Below are 21,274 nucleotides of genomic sequence, written 5' to 3'. Positions count from 1 at the left end.
GCCTCCGGTGTTTCCCGGTTTTCGGTGTTTCCCCGTTTTCGGGGTAGACGCCTGGCGTAACGGTCAAGGCTCGGGAAGAGGGCGGATCGCATGGACGGGGCTGCCCGGAACAGGGACCAGCGGGCGGAAGAGCTCGTCAGGGAGTCGGCGGAGTACGAGGGAAGCCCCGGCGACATCGCCCGGGGCCGGGAGCTGGCCCGACGGTTCCTGGCGCGGGTACGGGCGGCCCGGGGCCGCCCGGTGCCCGACCGCGCGGTGGACCTGGTGCAGCTGGTGGTCAGCGAGCTCCTCACGAACGCGTGCAAGTACGCGCCCGGCCCCTCGCTGGTCGATCTGGAGCTGGCGGAGGACCGGGTGGAGGTCACCGTGTGGGACACCGACCCGGTGCTGCCGGTGGCCGAGACGGCCGACCCCGGACGGATCGGCCGGCACGGGCTGGAGATCGTGATGGCCGTCTGCCAGAGCTTCGAGGTGTACCGGGAGCCGGTGGGCAAGCGGATGAGAGCCGCGGTGCGGCTCGCCGACGACCTGAGCGGTACGGCCCTCGGCCACGCGTCCTGACCCCGGCGAGGCGACGGGACCAGCGTGGCACGGCACGGCCGGCGATGCGCACGGGGCCGTGGCGTCACCGCGGGGCGTGCTGCCCGTCGATCACCTCGGAGGACTTCGGCGGCCGCACGTCCAGCGGCTCGTCGAAGTCGGTGAAGGACGTGGACGTGTCGTAGTCGGCGCCCTCGTACACCACCTTGAGGAGGTGCGGCTCGCCCTGCGTGGCGACGGAGAAGGTGTACTTCCCGCCCCGGTCCTCCTCGTCGCTGACCGTCAGCTCGACCGCCTCCCGGCCGCCGACGCGGGTGGACTTCCCCTTCTCGGCGGTGCCGAAGGAGGCGAAGGGACGCGTGCAGGAGGAGAGCCCGTCACCGGGCTGCGCCGCGTCGGCGGACGTCCTGATCCACAGCCTCTGCTCGCCGGTGACGCCGCCGGGCCGCCGGCTCTCCAGGTAGGCGCGGTCGGGGCGGACGTAGTCGGTCTCGCCCGTCCTGATCTGCTCGAGGCTGCCGCCCTGCGAGAACGTGGCCTTCGCGGTGCACCGGCTCTTCAGGTCGGTCACCAGCCGGACCGTCACCGTGCCGCCCTTCGCCGCGGTGCTGGTGGAGTCGATCCGTACCGACTTCAGCGCCCGCATCGCGGCGTTGGCGTCCTCCAGCATCTCGTCGGCGGACTCGCTCCCGTCGCCGCTGCCGCACCCCGCGACGAGGCCGGCCAGCAGACAGGTCAGTACGGCGGTCGTGGTCGTGGTGCGCACGCGTCCCCCTGGGCAAGATCGGCACCGAGAGCCTACCCGAGCCCCCTTCGGCCCTCCGGAGCGGTTCACCCCCGGACTCCGGGGGAACCTGGCGGGGTGGACGGCATCGGAAGGCTGTGAGGGTCGTGGCGTCACGCTGGGCGGGCCACCAGGAGAGCGGCGAGGAGCCGGGGCACGGGGACCCCGGTTTCGCCCGGGCCGTCCTGCGCGCCCTCGGCGCCGGCGTCCTCACCCTCGACCCGTCCGCCCGGATCACCTCGGTGAACCCCTGGGCCGAGCAGCTGCTGGGGCGGTCGGCGCGGGACATGATCGGACGCGACGCACACGACCTCCTGCACCGGCACGCCGACGGCAGCCCCGTCCCGCGCGAGCGGTGCGCGCTGCGCAACCCCCTGCACGGGGCGCCCGCCGAGGAGGGCAGCGAGGAGTACTTCCTGCGGGCCGACGGATCCACGGTCCCGATCATCTGGGCGGCCACCCCGCTGGTCGCGGACGGCCGGCGGGAGGGCCTGGTGCTCGTCTTCCACGACTTCAGCCTGCACCGCAGCGCCGCCGAGGAGACCGAGGCCCGCACCGCCGCCCTGGAGACCCTCTCCGCGCAGCTCCACCTGGTCGCCGAGGTCTCCACCGTGCTCATCCCCACCGAGCGCACCTCCGCCACGATCCGTCGGCTCCTGCGGCTGCTGGTGCCGGAACTGGGTCAGTGGGCCGCGGTCGACGTCTATCCGGGGCAGTCCGACCTCCTCGAGCGGATCGCCGTCCGCAGCAGCGCGTACCCGCACCGGGCGGGCCGGCTGAGGGGGCCGCTGACCTCCCTGCCGGACCCGGCGCGCTCCGCGCTGACCCGGCTGGCCCACAGCGACCGGCCCGTCCCGATCGCCGCCGACGACGTGCTCCACGACCCGCACAGCCCCCTCGCCGCGACCCACCGGGTGCTGTTCGAACGGCTCGGCGGACACGCGGCCGTGATCGTGCCGCTCCGCACCCGGCAGCGGTCGTACGGAACCCTCACCGTGGCACGCGCGGGGGAGCACCCCGCGCACTCCGAGGCCGAGGCCGCCCTCCTCGCCGACATCGGCCGTCGCGTCGGACTGGTCCTGGACAACGCCCGCCTCTACCACGAGCAGCAGAACGTCGCCGAGACCATGCAGCGCCAGCTGCTGACCCCCCTCCCGCAGGTCGACCACGTCCGCATGGCCGCCCGGTACTGGCCCGCCGAGAGCGCCATGGAGATCGGCGGCGACTGGTACGACGCGTTCCTGCTCGCCGACGGCGTCCTGGCCCTCGTCATCGGAGACGTGGTCGGGCACGACCTGCAGGCCGCCGCGCACATGGCCGAGGTCCGCAACATGCTGCGCGCCCTGGCCTGGGACCACCAGGAACCGCCCAGCGTGATCATGCGGCGCCTCGACGAGGCCGTGACCAACACCAGCGACGCCCCCATGGCCACGCTCGTCTTCGCCCGCGTCGAGGGCCCGGAGGGCGGACCCTGGACGTTCCACTGGGTCAACGCCGGTCACCCGCCGCCCCTGCTGATCACGCCGGACGGCCAGGCCCGCTTCCTGGAGGCCGGGCACGGCCCGCTCATCGGCATGAGCGCCACGCTGCGCCTGGGACTCGACTGGCCCGACGCGCACGAGGACATGCCGCCCGAGAGCATCCTCCTGCTCTACACCGACGGTCTGGTGGAGAGCCGCGACCGGCCGATCGACCTGGGCATGGCCAAGCTCCGCCACCATGCCGGGGTCCTGGCCCGCCGGCTGGAGGGGCGGAGCATCGACGAGTTCTGCGACGAGCTGCTCGCCCGGCTCACGCCCCGCGGCGACGACGTCGCCCTGCTCGCCCTGCGCCTGCCCGCCGCGGGGGTCGGCGCCCCCGGCGACACCTCACCGCCCCCGCCGACCCAGTCCGCGCACAGCCAGGCCGCCCCCGACCGGGCCGCCCCGGGCTCGCGCCGCCAGGACCCCGAGGTGCGGGACCCGACGGAGACCGACCCGGACGAGCGGTGAGAGCGGCACCCTCCGGCGTTCCGCGCCGGCGTCCGGGCCCCCGCTCCCAGGAACGCCCCGCCGCCCGCTGTCGCTCCGAGTCCGTCAACTCCGCTGCTCAGAGGGGGCGTTGCCTGCCGGTCCAGGCGGTCGACGGCAGCCGCCGGGCGCCGGCTCGCGGCCTCGCACCCCGGCCCGCGTCCGCCGACCGGGGGAGGCGTTCACCCATCGGGGGACCCGGCCCGCGGGGGAGGCCCCCGTACGCCCCGGCCCTTCCACGGGGCGCGGACGGGCGAACGTTTCACCCGGCTGAGCGCCTTGAGTGGTGCGAGACGGACAGCTGGCTGACGGTGATTCACGTCGGGGCCGGGTCCCCTCGGCTGACGAAGCACCAGCTGCCCGGTCTGACGGAAGGAACCTCAGATGCGTTCTGCTCACATGCTCCTGACCACAGCGGCGGCCTCGGCCGTCCTGGTCCTCGGTGCTCCCGGCGCCTACGCGGCGACCGGTGGCGACTGGGACCACGACGACTCTTCCTACAGCAAGGAGCACGACAAGGCAGGCAAGCACGACGAGCCCCGTGGCGGGATGCACACGGGCGGCGGTGCGCTGACCGCGGTCAACGAGGGCGACTGGGAGGGCGGCTCCAAGGAGGACTCGGGGACTTCCGGGAAGGACGAGGGCGAGAAGTCCCGGGGCGGTGACCACGAGAAGTCCCGGGGCGGTGAGCACGAGAAGCCCCATGGCGGGATGCACACGGGCGGCGGTGCGCTGACCGCGGTCAACGAGGGCGACTGGGAGGGCGGCTCCAAGCAGGGCTCGGGGACTTCCGGGAAGGACGAGGGCGAGAAGTCCCGGGGCGGTGACCACGAGAAGTCCCGGGGCGGTGAGCACGAGAAGCCCCATGGCGGGATGCACACGGGCGGCGGTGCGCTGACCGCGGTCAACGAGGGCGACTGGGAGGGCGGCTCCAAGGAGGGCTCGGAGACCTACAAGCAGGACGAGGGCGGCAAGTCCTGGAGCGGTGAGCACGAGAAGCCGCGCGGCGGGATGCACACCGGCGGCGGCGGGCTGGACACCCCGACCACGACCGCGGGCGGGCTGGCCGTCCTGGCCGTCGCCGGTACCGGTCTGTACGCCGTCCGGCGCAGGAAGTCGGCGCACGGAGTGGCGTGAGCCGTGCCGGGCGCGATAGCAGTCGGGCCGCCGCCCAGGCACCGTGCGGCGGCCCGGCTCGCTCCCACCCCCATCCCGTCCGCCCTGCCGCCGTGTCCAAGTGAGGTGGTCCCCCGATGGCAGTACCCCCTACACCCCCCGCCGACGACGACCCGGCGTCGACCGGACAGGGGTCCCGGTCGAGCCTGACGGTGATGTGCGCCGTGGCCCTGCTGGTGCTGGCGGTGAGCCTGGTCGGCGGCAACGACACGTCGGCCGACACCTCCCGCCCCCCGATCGCCGCACAGCCCGGTGCGACGGCCCCGTCCTCCGCAGGCCCCACGGCCCGGTCCTCCGCAGGCCCGACGGACACGGGCCTGCCGCGCTCGAAGCCGGTGCGCCTGCTCATTCCGGAGATCTCCGTCGACGCTCCGTTCACCGACCTCGCCATCGGCGCGAACGGGCAGCTCCAGGCCCCGCCGCCGCACGACACCAACCTCGTCGGCTGGTACGCCAAGGGCGCCTCCCCCGGGGAGCGGGGCACCTCGATCATCGCCGGGCACGTGGACACGAAGACGTCCGCCGCCGTCTTCGCGGGCCTCGGCCAACTGGACGAGGGCGACGTGTTCCACGTCGAGCGAGCCGACGGACGCAGGGTGTCGTTCGTGGTCGACGACCTGGAGACCTTCGACAAGGACGCCTTCCCCAGCAAGCGCGTGTACGGCGACACGGACCGGGCCGAGGTGCGGCTCATCACCTGCGCGGGCGACTACGACCGCAAGGCCAAGGACTACACGGACAACCTGGTGGTCTTCGCGCATCTCACCTGAGTCCGCACGCCGTCCCGGTACGGCGCAGGTCACCCGCCCAGTGCACACCGGTCGCGCGCCGCCGGGGCCGGGCCCAGGATCGAGGCACGCTGGCGGCGCAGCACCGCGGCCGACGTTCAGTTCCGCCCCCGCGAAGGAGATGTGCGCAGGATGACCATCACGTCCACCCCTGCTTCGGAACCGCTGACGCGACAGGTGTCGCACCATGTCTCCCAGTCCGTGTTCGACGGCTCCAGACTCCGGGTCGTCCTGCTGGTGGAGGTCTACGACGGAGCGCAGCAGCAGTTCCTCGAGACGTACGAGCAACTGCGCAGCCACGTCGAGTCCGTGCCCGGGCACCTCGGCGAGCAGTTGTGCCAGTCCATCGAGAACCCCTCCCAGTGGCTCATCACCAGCGAGTGGGAGAGCGCCCCGCCGTTCCTGAACTGGGTGAGCAGCGAGGAGCACGTGCGGATGGTGAAGCCGCTGCACAGCTGCGTCCGCGACACCCGGTCGCTGCGCTTCCACGTCGTCCGCGAGACGAACCACGCGTCGGCGGGCGCCGGCACCGCCCGCGGCGGTCTCCAGGCCTCCCCGCGGATCGGTGACGGCGTGATCCGCCACGCGCTCACCTTCACGGTGAAGCCGGGCAGCGAGGCAGCGGTCGCCGAGATCCTCGCCGACTACGCTTCGCCCGAACCCAGGGTCGACGACACCACACGGCTGTGCCGCACGTCCCTGTTCCTGCACGGCAACCGGGTGGTGCGGGCCATCGAGGTGCGCGGCGACCTGCTCGCGGCCCTGCGCCACGTGGCGGAGCAGCCCGAGGTGCGGGCCGTCGAGGAGGCCATCAACCCCTACCTGGAACAGGACCGGGACCTCGCCGACCCGGAGTCCGCCCGGGTCTTCTACACACGGGCGGCGCTGCCCGCCGTCCACCACGTGACCGCGGGGGAGGAGGACCCGACCGCCCAGCGGCACGCGTTGTCGTATCCGGCGCGGCCGGGCCGCGGCATGCGGCTGGCCCAGCTGCTCGCCGAGCGGGACGAGGCGGCGGCGGACGATCCGCGCAGCCCGGTCCTGTGCAGCACGATCTTCCAGCGCGACGACGTCGTGGTGCGGCTGGTCGACGTGCGGGGCGGCATCGACGCCGAGGGCGACCCGGCGGTGGCCCTCGGTCTCCCGGACCCCGGTCAGGTGGCCGAACTGACGACACTCCTCGACGGCGCCGACGCCGCCGACGGCAGGCACGGCGCTCCTGCGGCCGGCGGTGAACTCGCCCGCGCCCTCCAGGGTGCCCGCATGGACCTCGTCACCGACCGCCGCGCGCCCGACGCCTGATCCGCGCCCGCACGGCGCGAACGCGTCGGCCGCCGTACCCCGCGTCCCGGCGGGGTACGGCGGCCGACGCGCGTGCGTCCACCGGTCAGCTCACTCCGGCACGGTGCAGTCGAACGCGTGCAGGTAGGGGTTGACCGGGCGGATGTCGTCGATGACGAGGCCCGCGTCGGTCAGTCGGCCCACCATGCTGTCGGTGGTGTGCTTCGCGCCGCCGACGTTGAGGAGCAGCAGCAGGTCCATGGCGGTGCTGAACCGCATGGAGGGCGTGTCGTCGACGAGGTTCTCGATGACCACGACCCGCGTCCCGGGTCCGCCCGCCTCGATGACGTTCCGCAGGGCACGGGCGGTGCTGTCGTCGTCCCACTCCAGGATGTTCTTGATGACGTACACATCGGCCCGGAAGGGGATCGCCTCACGGCAGTCGCCCGGCACGATGCGCACCCGGTCCGCGAGCGATCCGCCTTCTCGCAGCCGCGGGTCGGCGTTCTCCACGACCCGGGGGAGGTCGAGCAGGGTGCCCTGCATGGTGGGGTACTTCTCCAGCAGGCTCGCCACCACGTGTCCCTGGCCGCCGCCGATGTCCGCGACCGACGCGCTGCCCGACAGGTCCAGGAGCGCCGCGACGTCCTGGGCGGACTGGCGGCTGGACGTGGTCATGGCGCGGTTGAAGATCTCGGCCGACTCGGGAGCGTCCTCGTTGAGGTAGGTGAAGAACTCCTTGCCGTACAGGCCCTCCACGACGTTGTCGCCGGTGCGCACCGCCTCGTCGAGCCGGGGCCACGCGTCCCAGGTCCACGGCTCGGTGCACCACAGCGTGATGTAGCGCAGGCTGTGCGGGTCGTCCTCGCGCAGCAGCAGGGACATGTCGGTGTGCGCGAACGTCCCGTCCTTGCGTTCGGCGAAGACGCCGTAGCAGGTCAGGGCGCGCAGCAGCCGGCGCAGTGGCTTGGGTTCGGTCTTCACGGCGGCCGCGAGGTCGGCCACGGTCATCGGGGTGTCACCGAGAGCGTCGGCGACGCCGAGCCGGGCGGCAGCGCGGAGGGCGGCGGCACATGCCGCCCCGAACACGAGTTCCCTCAGCCGCATGGGCGGGGGTGGGGCAGTCTGTGCGGTCGTCATGTGCCGCTTTCCTTCCTGCTTCGGTCCACGGGTGGCTGGAGTGGTCGGTCAGCACATACCGGCGGGCTGGGAGGCGCCGCAGGTGTTGCCTGTGAAGGTGTTGCTCTTGGCGGCGTTCCCGGTCTCGGTACTGACCAGGTCGGCGGGGGAGTTGTCCCGCAGCGTGTTGCCGTTGACCTCGTTGTTCTCGCTGGTGACGCCCACCATGCTCTTGAACAGGACGATGCCGCCCGACAGCGGGGACTTGCCGGCGTGGCCCTCGACGGTGTTGTCCGCGACCAGGACCTTCTCGGTTCCGGTCAGCACGACGCCGGAGCCCTGGAGGGCGGGCAGCCGCTCGGTCTTCGGGCAGGACCTGTTGTTGCGCACGATGTGGTTGTCGCGCACGACCAGGTCACCGGCCTTGGGCTTGTTCTCGTCGCCGACGACGAACACGCCCGCGCAGTTGTCGGCGATGTGGTTGTCGGCGACGGCGAGGTTGCGCAGGCGACGGACGGTCACGCCGATGCGGTTGCCCTCGACGCGGTTGTGCTCGACCACCGTGCCCTCGGTGTCCGTGGCGCCTTCCTCGGCCGTGACGGTGTTGGCGAGGAAGATGCCGGCGTCGCCGTTCTCGCGAGCCGTGTTGTCCCGGAAGGTGCCGTGGATCGACTGCTCCTGGGCGATGCCCCAGACGCCGTTCTTCTCCGCCGTGACGTTCCGTACGGTCAGTCCGTCCGTGGCCCTGGAGAACACGCCGGTGCGGGTGAAGCCGGTGACCGTCAGGCCGGCGACGGTGACGCCCTTGACCTTCGCGTCCTTCGTCCCGGTCACGCAGATCCCGTTGCCGGCCTTGGCGCAGGTGTCGTCCCCGGCGGCCTTCTCCGTGCTCGGCCTGATCACCGTGCCGCGGAGGCCGCGCAGGGTGAGCCCGGGCGTGCTCACGTTCACGCTCTCGCGGTAGGTGCCGGGAGTGACGAGCACGGTGTCGCCCGACTCGGCGGCGTCCACCGCCTTCTGGATCGATTCCCCGGGGTGGACCACGTGGGTCATGTGGCCGGCGGACGCCGGAGCCGCACCGAGCCCCGTTCCGATCATCGCTGCGGTGCACACCAGGTACACGACATGGCATTTCTTCATATTCCGCACGTTATGCCGGAAGGATTCGCGCACTGGTCGGATGAGCCATCCGACGGCGTGTCATGAACGGACGGTGAACCGGTGGTTCTTGGGCAGACGGCGTGAGTGATCTTGATGTCCGCCGCAGGGAGGAATGACACCGTGACCGTGCCCGCACGCCGTACTCGCCCGATACGTCCGGGGCGTCGCTTCGACCTCCGTGCGACGGCCATGTTCTTCGGGCTGGCCGCCGTCGGCCTGTGCGTCGTGGGCTGGGCCCTGCGCATGGCCTTCGACGTCGCGGAGCGGCGTCCCGCCTGGGCCGTCGTCCTGGTACTCGGGCTGGTGCTGGCCGGCATCGTCCACCGGAGCGGGCGCTCCGGTCTCTCCGCGCGGAGGCTGGCGCGGCGCACCACGGGTGCCCTGCAGGAGGCCACGGCGACGGCCATGGAGGTGCTGGAGGAGGAACGGGCCCCGGTCGTACCGGCGGCGCCCGCGCCCGGCGCCGAGGAGGCGGTCACGGTGGTGGTCGTCGACCACCGGGAACTCAGTCCCGACGAGTTCGAGCAGGCGATAGCCGAACTCTGCGTACGGGACGGCTGCGCCGACGTGGAGGTGGTGGGTGGCGCGGGCGATCTCGGCGCCGACGTGACGGCGACCGCTCCCGACGGCCGACGCGTCGTCATCCAGTGCAAGCGCTACGGCGACGACAACAAGGTCGGCTCCCAGGACCTCCAGCGCTTCGGCGGCACCTGCTTCACCGTCCATGAGGCCGACGTCGCGGTCCTCGTCACCACCAGCGACTTCACCGAACCGGCCACGGACTACGCCGCCCAGTGCGGAATACTCTGCGTGAACGAGGAGCGGCTCCGCGAGTGGAGCGAGGGCCTGGCACCGGCACCCTGGGCGGGGGTCCCCTTCGCGGAGGAGGAAGCCGCGCCGCCCCCGGGCCGGGCCGTCCGGTGACCTCGCGGCCGCGCCGCCCCGCCGTCTGCCGGGAAAGCCGCCCCGCCGTCTGCCGGGAAAAGAGGTTTTCCCTCGCCACAGTGGCAACCTGAGGTGCATGAGCAAGACCGCGCTGATCGTCATCGACATGATCAACACCTATGACCACGAGGACGCCGACTCCCTGATTCCCGCCGTCGAGTCCGCGCTGCCGCACCTCACCGGCCTGCTGGAGCGGGCCAGACGGCAGAACGTGCCCGTGATCTACGTCAACGACAACTTCGGCGAGTGGCGTTCGCACCACGGCGAGATCCTCGACCAGGCACTCTCGGGACCGCACGCACGGCTCGTCGAGCCCCTGAAGCCCGACGAGTCGTCCCTCTTCGTGGTCAAGGCACGCCATTCGATCTTCTTCGAGACGCCGCTGACGTACCTGCTCCACCAGCAGGGGATCGACCGGCTGGTGCTGTGCGGCCAGGTGACCGAGCAGTGCGTGCTCTACTCGGCGCTCGACGCCCACATCCGCCACCTGCAGGTCATCGTGGCGCGCGACGCGGTCGCCCACATCCACGCCGACCTCGCGGACGCCGCGCTGCGCATGATGGAGCGGAACATGGGCGCCCGGGTGTGCGACAGCGGTGAGTTGTGGACGTGAGGCGCTCCGCCGCGAAACGGCATGCGCCGGGGGCGTCCGGCCTATCCTGACGGCATGGCCGTCGACCTCTTCGCAGGCATCCCCGTCAAGGACTACGCGACAGCCCTGGCCTGGTACGAGCGACTGCTCGGCTCGCCGCCGACCTACGTCGCGAGCGACACCGAGGCGGTGTGGGAACTCGCCGAGCACCGGTCGCTGTTCGTCGAGCACCGGCCCGACCGCGCCGGCCGGGCGATGCACACCGTCTTCGTCGACGACTTCGACAGCCGTGTGGCCGCGATCGCCGAGCGGGGGCTGGAACCCGTGACGCGGGAGACCTACCCGAACGGGGTGCGCAAGGCGGGGTACCGGGACCCGGACGGCAACGAGATCGAGTTCGGCGGCGCCCCCCGCTGACCGGGGCGCGCGCCGCTGCCCGGCCCCGTCAGCTGCGCAGGCTGCGCACGGGCAGGATGACCTGTGCCGCGGACGAGAGCGTGGCCTCGTCGTTGGCGAAGGCGGCGACCGCCTCACCGTCACCGGGCTCGCCCCCGGACCAGGGGCGCGTGGCGAAGATCAGGCAGGCGTACCCACGCTCGTCGACCGCCTTGCGCCACTCGGGCGTCGGAACGAACTGGGCGTTGACGCCCCGCATGGTCAGCGCCGCGGCGCCCGGCACCACCAGCAGGGTGACGGGCAGGCCGGTCAGGCCTGTGGCGTCGAGGACCCCCTCGCCCACGGAGATCCCGGAGTGGCGCAGCAGCCGTTCGACGGCGTCCGGGACCGCCTGTGGCCCGCCCTCGCCGTCGCCCAGGGAGCAGGCGAGGAGGAAGGGGACGTCGCCGTCGGGTGTCTCACGGCTCCAGGACATGATGACGAGCGTGCCGAGGTCGGCGGTCCGCAGGGGGCGTGTGTCAGTCGAGATCGAGGTCACCGCGAAACCGTAAGGGCACGCCGGGAGGTGGCCGCGCGCCTCTCACCCGACTGGGCGACGTACTCGCCCTTCCTCACACGAACGAGGGGGCTCGCCCGGCGCCGGGACGGGCGGCCGCGGATGTCGTCGTCCGCGACGTGAGAGCCGGCCGTCCCGGCCGCGCCGGGGAGGATTCGCCTGCTCCGACCGGCGTAAGAACGCGGGCCAGGAGCACCGGCCCTCCGTCACATGGTGTAGCAGTCTCAGTATGATCTGTAGACGAAATGCTCATACGAGCGAGACGCGCAGTTCGCACGGCCGCGGCGTCCGTACCGCCCTGGTGGTCCTGTTCGCCGCGACCGCACTGGCCACGACCGGCGAAGCCGTCGCCTCACCGTCGGTCCCGCTGCGCACCGACTGGGACGCCATCGCCGCGTGCGAGTCCGGCGGCAACTGGCGGGCGAACACCGGCAACGGCTACTACGGCGGCCTGCAGTTCGCGCCGTCGAGCTGGGCCGCGGCGGGTGGCCTCAAGTACGCCTCCCGCGCGGACCTCGCCACCCGCGGGGAACAGATCGCCGTCGCCAAGCGCCTCGCCCGGCTGCAGGGGATGTCGGCCTGGGGGTGCGCCTGATGTTCCCGCGCCCCGGACCCGGGCAGAAGTAGTCATGTGAGCCGCCCGGCCGCAGTGGGCGAAGGAGGGCTCGGCAGCCATGAGACTTTTTCCCGGCGATCACCGTCCCGCCCCCCGCGCCCGGCTCGGCGAGATGATCTTCTCGAGGGTGGCGGGTCCGGAGGGGCCGGGCAACCGGGCCCGCATCCACGACACACCCGGTCCACGCTGGTTCGGGCCGGAGCGGCCGATCAGGCGGGTGCACGGGGACGCCTCCATGTTCATCGGGGGCCTGTCCGCCCTGCTGCTCCAGTCGCTCCACCCCCTGGCCATGGCCGCGGTGGCCGCGCACTCCGGCTTCCGCGGCGACCCGTGGGGCCGGCTCCAGCGGACCAGCACCTTCCTGGCCGTCACCACCTACGGTCCCGCCGACAGCGCACAGCAGGCGTGCGAGCGGGTACGCGCCGTGCACGAGACCGTGCGCGGCACCACGGCCGAGGGAGAGGCGTACGCCGCCGCGGATCCGCATCTGCTGTGCTGGGTGCACGTCGCCGAGGTCGACAGCTTCCTGCGCGCCCACCAGCGCTACGGCGCCCGCCCCCTGGACGCCGAGGGGTGCGACGCCTACGTGGCCGACATGGCGCGCATCGCCACCGCGCTCGGCGTCCCGGACCCTCCCGTGGACCGCGCCGGACTCACGGACCGCCTCGCCGCCTACCGCGGCGAACTGCGGGCGACGGCCGAGGCGCGGAGCACCGCGCGGTTCCTGCTGCTCGATCCGCCCCTCCCGCTGCTCGCCCGCCTCCCCTACGGGGCCATCGCCGCCAACGCGGTCTCCCTGCTGCCCGTCTGGGCCTCGCGGGCCCTGTGGCTGCCGCGTCTGCCGCCGGCGGAGGGCGTGTGCGTACGCCCGCTCGGGGTGGCGGTGACCGCCGGGATCCGCTGGGCCATGACTCCGCCCCGCGACGCGGCCTAGGGACCACCGGTCCTGCCGGTTCCCGTCCGCCCGGCGATGTCCGGCCGCGGCATTCCGGCGCCGGCGTCCGCCGGGCCGGCCGCCGCGGGCGGGACGGTCAGGAGCCCGGCCCGGGGTCCGGCTCCACCGGCGTGCGGATGCCCGCCCGGGCCGCCTCCAGCTGGGCCGCGAACGCGATGCCGAGGAAGAGCGCCACGGCGGTGAGGTTGGCCCACAGCAGCAGGGCGATGAAGGCGGTGAGCGGTCCGTACACGGCACCGAAGGCCCCGCTCCGGCCGACGTACAGCGCGAGCAGCCAGGTCGCCGAGATCCACAGCACCAGGTGGACCGCCGAGCCGAAGGCCAGCCAGGTGTAGCCGGGCTGGTCGCGACGAGGCGACCAGCGCAGGATCACCGCCGACGCGACCCAGGCCAGCAGCAGCCCCGCCGGTACGTCCAGCACGCCCCACCACGCGGCACCGCCGTCCTCGTGGCCGACGGTGCGGGCCACGGCGTCGCCGACCGTCTCACCCGCGACGAGCACGAGGAAGCCCAGGACCATCGGCAGGCCGGCCGTGAACGCGAGCACCAGCGCCCGGCCGTACTTGCGGAGGAAGGGGCGGTCGCGCTCGATGCCGTAGATGCGGTTGGCGCCCCGCTCGATCTGCGCCATGGCCGAGGCGAGGTTCAGCACGGCGAACCCCAGGCCCAGCCAGAGCGCGACCGTGCTCCACACGTCACTGCCGGCGCTGCGCCGGGTGCCCTCGAAGGCCTTCTCCACGACGTCCGCGCTGGCGCCCGGCACGATCCGGCCGAGGGTCAGCTCGATGACCCGGCCCACACTCTCGGTGTGCACCGACGTGGCGAGGCCCACGAGCACGACGGTGAACGGGACCAGGCCGAGCACGACCTGGAAGGCGAGGGCCCGGGCGTTGGTGAAGCCGTCCGCGTAGCGGAACCGGGTGAAGGCGTCGACCAGCAGCCGCAGGCCCCCGTACCGCCGCAGGGCGGTCAGGGCTTCGTCGCCGGAGAGTTCGTCTCCGAGCATGTCCCGGGTCTGCGGAACGTGGACGGCGGTTCCCACGATGCGGATGCTCCTCGTGTCGGGGCGGGCGAGGACAGGTCCTCCACCCGTGCGCATGCCCCGTGAACGAGACGGCAGCGCGGACGGGACGGGCTTTCGGCGCGGGGAGGGGCGCTGTCCGCGTGTAGGCCCGTACGGCCGCCCCCCGGGCCGCCCGCGCACGCCGTTGCCGTGTTGACCGGGGTACCCCGTGGGTGGGGAGCTGCGCCCGGGCGCGGCTCGCCCCGTTTTCCGTGACGGGCGGGTGGGCAGTCCCTGGCGGGGGAGCCGAGAGGCGGTCCCGGACGGTCCGTTCGCCGGCCCGCCCGGGGCCGCCCTCGCGCCCCCGTCGGCCCGAAGCTACGCAGTCGCCTGTCCCCGGTCCCGGGTGGCGAGTTCGTGCAGGCGGGCCAGCTCGGCGGCGTGCTCGCTCACCCGCACGCCGAGGAGCCCGTAGGCGAGGAGCGCCGCGCCCGCCACGGACACGGGGACCGAGAGACCGAGTACGGCCAGCGCCTCGGGCCAGTCCCGTTCGTCACCGCACGGGTCCTTCGACGGCCCTTCGTTCGCCGTCCCGTCGTCGGTGAACAGGCGGGGCTCGCACTCGACCGCGTGGGCCGAGTGGGCACGGTCGATCTCGTAGGGGGTGGTGAGCAGGACGCCGCACCACACCCACAGGAGGGTCGCGACGGCCAGCAGGCCGAAGCCCCAGCCCATCGTCCGGCGACCACGTTCACGGAACCGGGTGTCGAACACGTGTGGATGCACGGGGGTCGAACCTAGCAGCAGGAGAGGGACCGCTCCCTCCGGCCGGCCGGACGGCGGCAGGCCGGGGCAGACCGTAGTGCTCCCGCAGCGTGGTGCCCTCGTACGCGGTGCGGAACAGGCCCCTCGCCCGCAGGATCGGCACCACCTGGTCGGCGAACAGGTCGAAGCCGCCCGACAGATAGGGCGGCATGATGTTGAACCCGTCGGCCGCGCCGTGCTCGAACCACTCCTGGATCCGGTCGGCGACCTGCTCGGGCGTGCCGGCCACGACACGGTGACCGCGGGCGCCCGCGAGGCGGTGCAGGAGCTGTCGGACCGTGGGCTGTTCGCGGTCGATGATGTCCAGGACGAGCTGGAAACGGCTGCCGTTGCCGCGCTCGCCCCTCGTCTCGATCAGCCGGCGGGGCACGGGACCGTCCAGCTCGTCGGCGCTCAGTTCGAGTCCCAGCAGGCGCTGGAGCAGGTGGAGTGAGTACTCGGGCTGGGTGAGCTCGTCGAACTCGCGGTGCAGGGCCAGGGCCTCCGCCTCGGTCGAGCCGATGAAGGGGCTGATGCCCGGCAGGACGACGACCTGGTCCGGGTCACGGCCCAGCGCCGCGGCCCGCTTCTTGAGGTCGGCGTAGAACTCCTGGGCGCTGCGCAGGGTCTGGTGCGCGGTGAACACGGCCTCGGCGTACGCGGCGGCGAAGGCGCGGCCGTCCTCGGACGATCCGGCCTGGACGTGGACGGGACGGCCCTGAGGGGAGCGCGGCAGGTTCAGCGGACCGCGCACCTTCAGGTGGCGCCCCGTGTGGTTGATCTCGTGGATGCGGTCGGTGTCCGCGAACACGCCGGCCTGCTGGTCGACGACGAGTGCCTCGTCCTCCCAGCTGTCCCACAGCTTCGTCACGACGTCGACGAACTCATGCGCGCGGTCGTACCGTTCGGCGTGCACGGGGTGCTCGTCGAGACCGAAGTTCCCGGCCGCCTGGGGGGCGCCGGTGGTGACGATGTTCCAGCCGGCCCGGCCGCCGCTGAGGTGGTCCAGCGAGGCGAAGAGGCGGGCGAGGTTGTACGGCTCGGTGTAGGTGGTCGAGGCGGTCGCGATCAGGCCGATGCGTTCGGTGGCCGCGGCGATGGCGGACAGCCAGGTGAAGGGTTCGAGCCGGAAACGGCTGGCGTAGCGGACGTTGTCCGCGAGGGACGGGCCGTCGGCGAAGAACACGGCGTCGAAGGCGGCCGCCTCGGCCCGGCGGGCGAGATCCTGGTAGAAGCGGATGTCCAGGAGCCGATCGGGGTCGGTGTGGTGGTGGCGCCAGGCTGCCTCGTGATGGCCGCCCGGGTACACGAACAGGTTCAGGTGCAGTGTCCGGGTGCTCATGCCGCGCTCTCCTCGCCGTTGGTGCGGGTACGTCGCCCGATCCCGGCGGCCCCGGCGGCCCCGGTGGTCCCGTGGTCCTCGTCGGTGTCCACCCCCAGCCGGGCGAGCAGCCGGCCGCGCAGGGCCGTGTGCGCGGCGCTGCCCTGGCGGCGCGGCGCCGGCACGTCCACGGGAAGGTCGGCCGCGATCCGGCCCCGGTCCAGCACGACGACCCGGTCCGCCAGCGCGATGGCCTCGTCGACGTCGTGCGTGACCAGCAGTACGGCCGGCCGGTGCCGCTCGCACAGCCGTCGCAGCAGGGCGTGCATCCTGAGCCGGGTCAGCGCGTCCAGCGCGCCGAACGGCTCGTCCGCCAGCAGGAGTCGCGGCTCGCGTACGAGGGACCGGGCGAGCGACACGCGCTGCTGCTCGCCGCCCGAGAGCTCCACCGGCCACCCCCGCTCGCGCCCGGCGAGGCCGACCTCGGCGAGGGCGGCCCGGCCCCGCTCCTCGGCGAAGGGACCGGGCAGCCCGAGGATCACATTGTCGAGGAGCCGTTTCCAGGGGAGCAGCCGTGCGTCCTGGAAGACGACGGACACATGGTCGGGCGCGGTCAGGTCGCCGCTGCCCGCCACGTCGTGGTCGAGTCCGGCCAGCGCCCGCAGCAGGGTGCTCTTGCCGGAGCCACTGCGCCCCAGCAGTGCCACGAACTCACCCGGCGCGATCGACAGGTCGAGTCCGTCCAGCACCGTGCGCCCGTCGAAGGAGCGCACCAGGTTCTCGATGCGGACCGCCGTCCGGTCCTCGGTCGTGTTCAGCCCGCCAGAGTGCGTCGCCATGACAGGGCCCTCCTCTCCACGAGTCGTACCAGGGCGTCGGAGACGAGGCCGAGCAGGCCGTACACGACGAGGCCGACGATGATGACGTCGGTCTGCCCGTAGGTCCGCGCGAGCTCCATCATGTAGCCGATGCCGCTGGTGGCGTTGACCTGTTCCACGACGACCAGGGCGAGCCAGGCGCCGGTGACCGCGAAGCGCATGCCGAGCAGGAAGCCGGGAAGGGCGCCGGGAAGGACGACGTGCCGGACGAAGGCGAGCCGGCCGAGGCGCACGGTCTCGGCGAGTTCGGCGTAGCGGCTGTCGATGGCGCGCAGCCCGTTGTGCGTGTGGATGTAGACCGGCACGAAGACGCCGAGCGCGATCGTGATGACCTTCATGGTCTCGCCGATGCCGAACCAGAGGATGAGCAGCGGGATCAACGCCAGCGAGGGAATGGCCCGTTTGATCTGCACCGGACCGTCGATCACCGCCTCGCCGACACGGCTGAGGCCGGCGACGAGCGCGAGGAGCAGTCCGGCCGCGACGCCGAACAGCAGCCCGAGCAGGGCGCGTTGGGCGGAGGTGGCCAGGTGGGACGGGAGCTTGCCGTTGTCGATCAGTTGCCCCGCGGTGTCGGCGATGGTCCACGGCGCGGGCAGGCTGCGGACGTCGACCAGGCCGAGGCCGGTGCCCGCCGTCCAGAGCACGAGGAGCAGCACCGGGCCGATCGCCCAGCCGTAGGGGAGGGGCCGGCCGGGCCCCGGGCGCCTGCGGCGGGGCCGGGGCGGGCGGACCGCGAGGGTCCTGGCCTTCGTCGCCCTGGCCGCCTGTTCGTCGAGGAGGGTGGTGCTCATGAGGGCGTCCCTTCGCCGGCCACGGCCTCGGCGGCCACGGTCTCGTAGCGGCGGTCGAAGAGCAGATCCGCCTTGAACGGCTCCCGGTCCTGCTCCTCGGCCAGCAGGTCGATGGTCTGCTGCTGGCGGCGGACGGCGTCGGTCCAGTCCGCCGGCAGGTCCGGATGGCCCACGCGCCGGACGAGGTATTCGCCGTCCGCGCGACTGAGTCCCTGATCCTCGACGTAGTAACCCGCGACCCATTCCTTCGGGTGCTTGTCGATCCATATCTGCGCCCGTGCCCAGAACTTCACGAGTTCCCTGACGGCGGACGACTTTCCCGTGTCGGCGACGCTCTCCGTCAGCGCCCACAGATGCGCGGGGTCGTCCCGGAGGCCGTGTTTGACGGTGGCGCCGCCCTCCTTTCCGTAATGCGCGAGATAACGCTTGATGTTGACGTCCGCGATGGGTGCGGCGTCCACCTGCCGATTTCCGAGCGCCGTGGGATAGACGTCTCCGGTGCTCGCGAGTTCCACGAGTTCGACGTCCTGCTGGGTGAGGCCCGCCTTCTTCAGGATGCGCAGGACCAGCGCGCCCTGGGCCTGGCCCGGGCTGTAGGCGATCTTCTTGCCGCGTAGGTCGGACAGCTTGCGGATGCCGGAGCCGGGGGCTGTGCCCAACTCGTAGATGGGGTTCCTGATCGGGTCCGAGCGGAACTTCACCGCCACGAGCTTCGTGTCCAGCCCCGTCCAGTGCGCGTTGATCGACGGGATGTCGGCGGCCGAGCAGACGTCGAGGGCGCCGGCCCGGAAGGCCTCGGAGCACTGCGGGCCGCCGCTCATGTTGGCCCACTTCACCTTGAAGGGCAGGTCGTCGATCTGACCCGACAGCTCCAGGGCGACCTTGAGGTCCGGTGCGCCGACCGTGAGCGTGGTGTCGTGGGAGACGGTGGCCGGGATCTTCTCGCCGGAGACGTCCTTGCTGCTCGCGGTGGACTGCGGCGGGGCCACGCAGGCGGTGAGAAGGAGGGGAAGGGCCCATACGGCCGATACGGAAATGCGCCGGAGTCCGGGCATGCGTGTGCGAGGGGTCATTGCGACCTTCACGGGGAATGGGAGGAAAGGGCAGTGGGGCGGTGGAGTTCAGCTACACACCGCGGTGGCGACGCGCATCAGATCGATGGCCCGCCTCTTTGTGAACTGCCGGGATTTCCGCATGCCGTGGACGCTATCGGGGGGCCAAATGGGGGGTCAAGGCCCGTCGGTGGGCTGTGCCGGTGCTGCAATGACGCCTTCGTCGGTGCGTCATGTTGCGGAAACACGTCATGCTTCCGCAACGGACAGCACATGCGCCTCCCGGCCGGCCACTGGACGTGTCGGGGTCGGCCGCCGGGCGCTGGACGGTGCACGATGTCGCCGCCCGTCTCCTCGGTGACCACCACGTCCGCCTCGGACACGGCTGTCGGAGCGGCTTCGCCGAGGGCGAGACGATCGAGGCGTTGGTCCACCGCACGAACCAGGAGTGGGTCGAGCTGCACGCCGATGACAGCCCGCCTCGCTCATCGACGCCCTGGCAGCGGCAGGCGTCCAGCTCGCCCGTCGGCTCGCGGAAGCCGCGTGCCGGACCGTGTCCCTCCTCTGCTGACCGACGCCGGGTGCACCGGCTTCCACCGCGCCCGACCCCGAAGGCGCCGGCGAGGGGCGCCGGCGTCATGCAGTCGGTTTCAGCGCCCGTGGCCGCGGAGTCCCGAGTAGGCCGACCAGCGGCCGTCGCGCCGCATCACCGTGATGTCCCGGCCGAAGCAGGCCGTCAGGAGGGCGTCGGTGAGGACGCCGTCCACGGCTCCGCGGGACAGGACCCGGCCCTCGCGCAACAGCAGGGCGTGGCTGACGGCGGGGGACAGCTCCTCCAGGTGGTGGGTGACCGTCACCGTGGCCAACCGCGGTCGGCTGTCCGCCAGGTGGTGCATGGCCTCGACGAGGTCCTCGCGGGACGGCAGGTCCAGGGCGTTGAACGGCTCGTCCAGGAGCAGCAGGGCCGGATCGGCCATCAGCGCCCTGGCGATCAGCACGCGCGCCCGCTGCCCGCCCGAGCAGACGCCGTACGGCCGGTCGGCCAGCTCCTTGACGCCGAGTTCGGTCAGGAGGTCGTGGGCACGGAGCCTGACCTCGTCGTCGTACGTCCGCCACAGGGGCTGCACGGTGCCGCTGTGGCCGGTGAGCACGACCGTGTGGGCCGTGAGCTCCGGCGGCACCCGCTGGGCGGAGGTGACGTGGCCGATGCGCGCCCTGAGCTCGCGGACGTCCACCCGGCCGAGCCGGCTGCCGAGGACCTCCACCGTGCCGGTCGTGGGGTGCATGAGGGCGCCGAGCAGCCGCAGGACGGTGGTCTTCCCCGCGCCGTTGGCCCCCAGCAGGGCCCAGTGTTCGCCCGGCAGGACCGTCCAGTCGATCCCGTCGAGGATCAGCTGGTCCGTCGTCAGGCGACGGACGGTCACGTCCTGGAGCCGGAGAACGGCCGTCTCACGTTCGTTCTCCGGGGATCCGGCTGTCTGCCCGGCCATACCGGACCTCCTTCGCGCGGGACGCCGATCGGTCACGGTGAAGGGTAGGTGCATTCACCACGCGCTTGCCGGACGGTCCGGGTGGTGGACGGTGGCCGCTCCTGCCCGCCGACGCCCGCGCACGTCGGGTCCCGCGTGCGTCCGCCTCCGCCGGGACGGGGACGGGCGCGCGCGGGACCGGTGGCGGGGGAGAGGGATCAGACGCCCGCTACCGACTGGATCCACGAGCGGTAGGCGGTCACGTTCGTGTACGCCGTGGTGGACTGCCGGTCGCTGGTGGAGGCGACGCCCACCTGGATGCCGCCGGCCGTCATCGGGCCGCCGGAGTCGCCGCCCGCCGTGATGCCGTCCACGGCACGGGCGCAGATCGCCGAGCCGTTGTAGGCGTCGCGGCACCCCTGGGTCACGCTGACGTTCGCGACCTTCAGGTAGCGGGACTGGCAGTTGATCTCCGAGCCGCACCGGGAGGTGGCGCCCCAGCCGTAGACCTGCACGGTCTGGCCGACCCGTACCGTGCCCGGCTGTCCGAGCGGAGCGTAGGAGGCGGAGACGGAGCGGTCGAGCCGGACCAGCGCGAGGTCGGACGAGGAGTGGGCGACGGTCTGCACGCCGTTGGCCACGGTGCCGCCGGACTGCTGGTCGAGGCTGCCGATGCGGAAGGAGAGTCCTCCTCCGGTCACGCAGTGCTTCGCGGTCAGGATCCAGGTGGGGGAGATGATGGTCGAGGTGCAGGTCTGGGTGCCGTTGGAGAACAGCCGGGCGGCCCAGGGGGCGTTCTGCGCGTAGCCGCCGCCGATGATCGGCTGGGGGCCGCCGTCACCGGGCCGGGGCTCCGCCGCGGAGGTGCTCGGCGCGAGCGCGAGGGCGGACAGCAGGGCGGCCAGGAGAGCGGCCACCAGGGTGGGGAGGGGTCTGGATATGCGCAAGGCTCCTCGATTCCGACGACGCGCGTCGCGGCGCGTGGGGGTGTGGGGGCGCTCAGCATGTCCGGCGGCGAGGCGGGGCCACCAATCC

General features: G+C 72.7%; 23 protein-coding genes. 10 read left to right on the top strand and 13 right to left on the bottom strand.

The features are described from left to right. Window positions 1–90: 90 nt before the first annotated feature. The gene (locus SAM23877_RS03330; protein WP_053126749.1) at window positions 91–561 is read left to right on the top strand and encodes an ATP-binding protein; all 471 of its coding nucleotides are present in this window, start codon (window positions 91–93) and stop codon (window positions 559–561) included. Window positions 562–625: 64 nt separating this feature from the next. Here SAM23877_RS03330 and SAM23877_RS03325 read toward each other — a convergent pair whose 3' ends face one another. Beyond that, the gene (locus SAM23877_RS03325) at window positions 626–1,306 is read right to left on the bottom strand and encodes a LolA family protein (RefSeq protein WP_053126747.1); all 681 of its coding nucleotides are present in this window, start codon (window positions 1,304–1,306) and stop codon (window positions 626–628) included. 125 nt (window positions 1,307–1,431) lie between these two features. Between SAM23877_RS03325 and SAM23877_RS03320 the strand changes: the two genes are divergently transcribed. From SAM23877_RS03320 to SAM23877_RS03305, 4 genes are all read left to right on the top strand, one after another. Then, entirely contained in the window at window positions 1,432–3,315 is a 1,884-nt protein-coding gene (locus SAM23877_RS03320; RefSeq protein ID WP_053142122.1) for a SpoIIE family protein phosphatase, read from the top strand. A 402-nt stretch (window positions 3,316–3,717) separates the two neighbouring features. Continuing rightward, window positions 3,718–4,470 carry a hypothetical protein gene (locus SAM23877_RS03315; RefSeq protein ID WP_053126745.1) on the top strand — a complete coding sequence of 251 codons (753 nt, stop codon included), beginning with the start codon at window positions 3,718–3,720 and terminating at the stop codon, window positions 4,468–4,470. A 116-nt stretch (window positions 4,471–4,586) separates the two neighbouring features. Beyond that, window positions 4,587–5,279: a class F sortase gene (locus SAM23877_RS03310; RefSeq protein ID WP_053126743.1), complete on the top strand. Its 693-nt coding sequence runs from the start codon at window positions 4,587–4,589 to the stop codon at window positions 5,277–5,279. A 150-nt stretch (window positions 5,280–5,429) separates the two neighbouring features. Then, window positions 5,430–6,599 (top strand): SchA/CurD-like domain-containing protein, encoded by a 1,170-nt coding sequence (locus tag SAM23877_RS03305; protein WP_053126740.1) that lies wholly within the window; start codon window positions 5,430–5,432, stop codon window positions 6,597–6,599. A gap of 90 nt (window positions 6,600–6,689) precedes the next feature. On the opposite strand, the gene SAM23877_RS03300 is transcribed toward SAM23877_RS03305, so the two are convergent. Together SAM23877_RS03300 and SAM23877_RS03295 are read right to left on the bottom strand one after the other, a co-directional pair. Continuing rightward, window positions 6,690–7,718, bottom strand: a complete 1,029-nt coding sequence (locus SAM23877_RS03300) for a methyltransferase (protein ID WP_053126738.1) — start codon at window positions 7,716–7,718, stop codon at window positions 6,690–6,692. A 48-nt stretch (window positions 7,719–7,766) separates the two neighbouring features. Further along, window positions 7,767–8,837: a right-handed parallel beta-helix repeat-containing protein gene (locus SAM23877_RS03295; RefSeq protein ID WP_053126736.1), complete on the bottom strand. Its 1,071-nt coding sequence runs from the start codon at window positions 8,835–8,837 to the stop codon at window positions 7,767–7,769. Between the two features lie 141 nt (window positions 8,838–8,978). Here SAM23877_RS03295 and SAM23877_RS03290 point away from each other — a divergent pair, with 141 nt between their 5' ends. The 3 genes from SAM23877_RS03290 (at window position 8,979) to SAM23877_RS03280 (ending at window position 10,812) form a co-directional block, all read left to right on the top strand. Next, on the top strand, window positions 8,979–9,782 hold the full coding sequence (locus SAM23877_RS03290) for a restriction endonuclease (RefSeq protein WP_079029992.1): 804 nt from the start codon (window positions 8,979–8,981) through the stop codon (window positions 9,780–9,782). 97 nt (window positions 9,783–9,879) lie between these two features. Next, window positions 9,880–10,416, top strand: a complete 537-nt coding sequence (locus SAM23877_RS03285; RefSeq protein ID WP_053126734.1) for a cysteine hydrolase family protein — start codon at window positions 9,880–9,882, stop codon at window positions 10,414–10,416. Between the two features lie 54 nt (window positions 10,417–10,470). Continuing rightward, a complete protein-coding gene (locus SAM23877_RS03280) occupies window positions 10,471–10,812 on the top strand; it encodes a VOC family protein (protein ID WP_053126732.1) in 342 nt (113 codons plus the stop codon). Between the two features lie 28 nt (window positions 10,813–10,840). On the opposite strand, the gene SAM23877_RS03275 is transcribed toward SAM23877_RS03280, so the two are convergent. Beyond that, window positions 10,841–11,329: a DUF5949 family protein gene (locus SAM23877_RS03275; RefSeq protein ID WP_053126730.1), complete on the bottom strand. Its 489-nt coding sequence runs from the start codon at window positions 11,327–11,329 to the stop codon at window positions 10,841–10,843. A 247-nt stretch (window positions 11,330–11,576) separates the two neighbouring features. Between SAM23877_RS03275 and SAM23877_RS03270 the strand changes: the two genes are divergently transcribed. Both SAM23877_RS03270 and SAM23877_RS03265 read left to right on the top strand, forming a co-directional pair. Further along, on the top strand, window positions 11,577–11,942 hold the full coding sequence (locus SAM23877_RS03270) for a transglycosylase family protein (protein ID WP_053126728.1): 366 nt from the start codon (window positions 11,577–11,579) through the stop codon (window positions 11,940–11,942). A 79-nt stretch (window positions 11,943–12,021) separates the two neighbouring features. Next, a complete protein-coding gene (locus SAM23877_RS03265; protein WP_053126726.1) occupies window positions 12,022–12,897 on the top strand; it encodes an oxygenase MpaB family protein in 876 nt (291 codons plus the stop codon). A 97-nt stretch (window positions 12,898–12,994) separates the two neighbouring features. Here the strand turns inward: SAM23877_RS03265 and SAM23877_RS03260 are convergent, their stop codons facing one another. The 9 genes from SAM23877_RS03260 to SAM23877_RS03225 all read right to left on the bottom strand — a co-directional run bounded on the left by SAM23877_RS03260 (window position 12,995) and on the right by SAM23877_RS03225 (window position 21,186). Further along, window positions 12,995–13,960, bottom strand: a complete 966-nt coding sequence (locus SAM23877_RS03260) for a YihY/virulence factor BrkB family protein (protein WP_053126724.1) — start codon at window positions 13,958–13,960, stop codon at window positions 12,995–12,997. A 339-nt stretch (window positions 13,961–14,299) separates the two neighbouring features. Beyond that, a complete protein-coding gene (locus tag SAM23877_RS03255) occupies window positions 14,300–14,695 on the bottom strand; it encodes a hypothetical protein (RefSeq protein WP_244902913.1) in 396 nt (131 codons plus the stop codon). Continuing rightward, window positions 14,673–16,067, bottom strand: a complete 1,395-nt coding sequence (locus SAM23877_RS03250) for an LLM class flavin-dependent oxidoreductase (RefSeq protein WP_053126720.1) — start codon at window positions 16,065–16,067, stop codon at window positions 14,673–14,675. The genes SAM23877_RS03255 and SAM23877_RS03250 overlap by 23 nt, the downstream gene beginning before the upstream one ends. Further along, complete coding sequence (locus SAM23877_RS03245; protein ID WP_079029991.1) at window positions 16,064–16,885, bottom strand: ABC transporter ATP-binding protein; 822 nt, start codon at window positions 16,883–16,885, stop codon at window positions 16,064–16,066. The genes SAM23877_RS03250 and SAM23877_RS03245 overlap by 4 nt, the downstream gene beginning before the upstream one ends. Beyond that, window positions 16,861–17,718, bottom strand: coding sequence for an ABC transporter permease (locus tag SAM23877_RS03240; protein WP_053126718.1), 858 nt, complete (start codon window positions 17,716–17,718; stop codon window positions 16,861–16,863). The genes SAM23877_RS03245 and SAM23877_RS03240 overlap by 25 nt, the downstream gene beginning before the upstream one ends. Continuing rightward, a complete protein-coding gene (locus SAM23877_RS03235) occupies window positions 17,715–18,707 on the bottom strand; it encodes an ABC transporter substrate-binding protein (RefSeq protein WP_244902912.1) in 993 nt (330 codons plus the stop codon). Before SAM23877_RS03235 ends, SAM23877_RS03240 begins: the two co-directional genes overlap by 4 nt. A gap of 132 nt (window positions 18,708–18,839) precedes the next feature. Next, window positions 18,840–18,914, bottom strand: a complete 75-nt coding sequence (locus SAM23877_RS42045) for a putative leader peptide (protein ID WP_352157278.1) — start codon at window positions 18,912–18,914, stop codon at window positions 18,840–18,842. Between the two features lie 506 nt (window positions 18,915–19,420). Next, the gene (locus SAM23877_RS03230; RefSeq protein ID WP_053126715.1) at window positions 19,421–20,260 is read right to left on the bottom strand and encodes an ABC transporter ATP-binding protein; all 840 of its coding nucleotides are present in this window, start codon (window positions 20,258–20,260) and stop codon (window positions 19,421–19,423) included. Between the two features lie 197 nt (window positions 20,261–20,457). Further along, window positions 20,458–21,186, bottom strand: coding sequence for a S1 family peptidase (locus SAM23877_RS03225; protein WP_053126713.1), 729 nt, complete (start codon window positions 21,184–21,186; stop codon window positions 20,458–20,460). Window positions 21,187–21,274 lie beyond the last annotated feature (88 nt).

The sequence above is a fragment of the Streptomyces ambofaciens ATCC 23877 genome, assembly GCF_001267885.1.
Classification (GTDB): domain Bacteria; phylum Actinomycetota; class Actinomycetes; order Streptomycetales; family Streptomycetaceae; genus Streptomyces; species Streptomyces ambofaciens.
The sequence above is the reverse complement of the archived record's forward strand: the minus strand, read 5'-3'. Positions and strand labels throughout refer to the sequence as shown.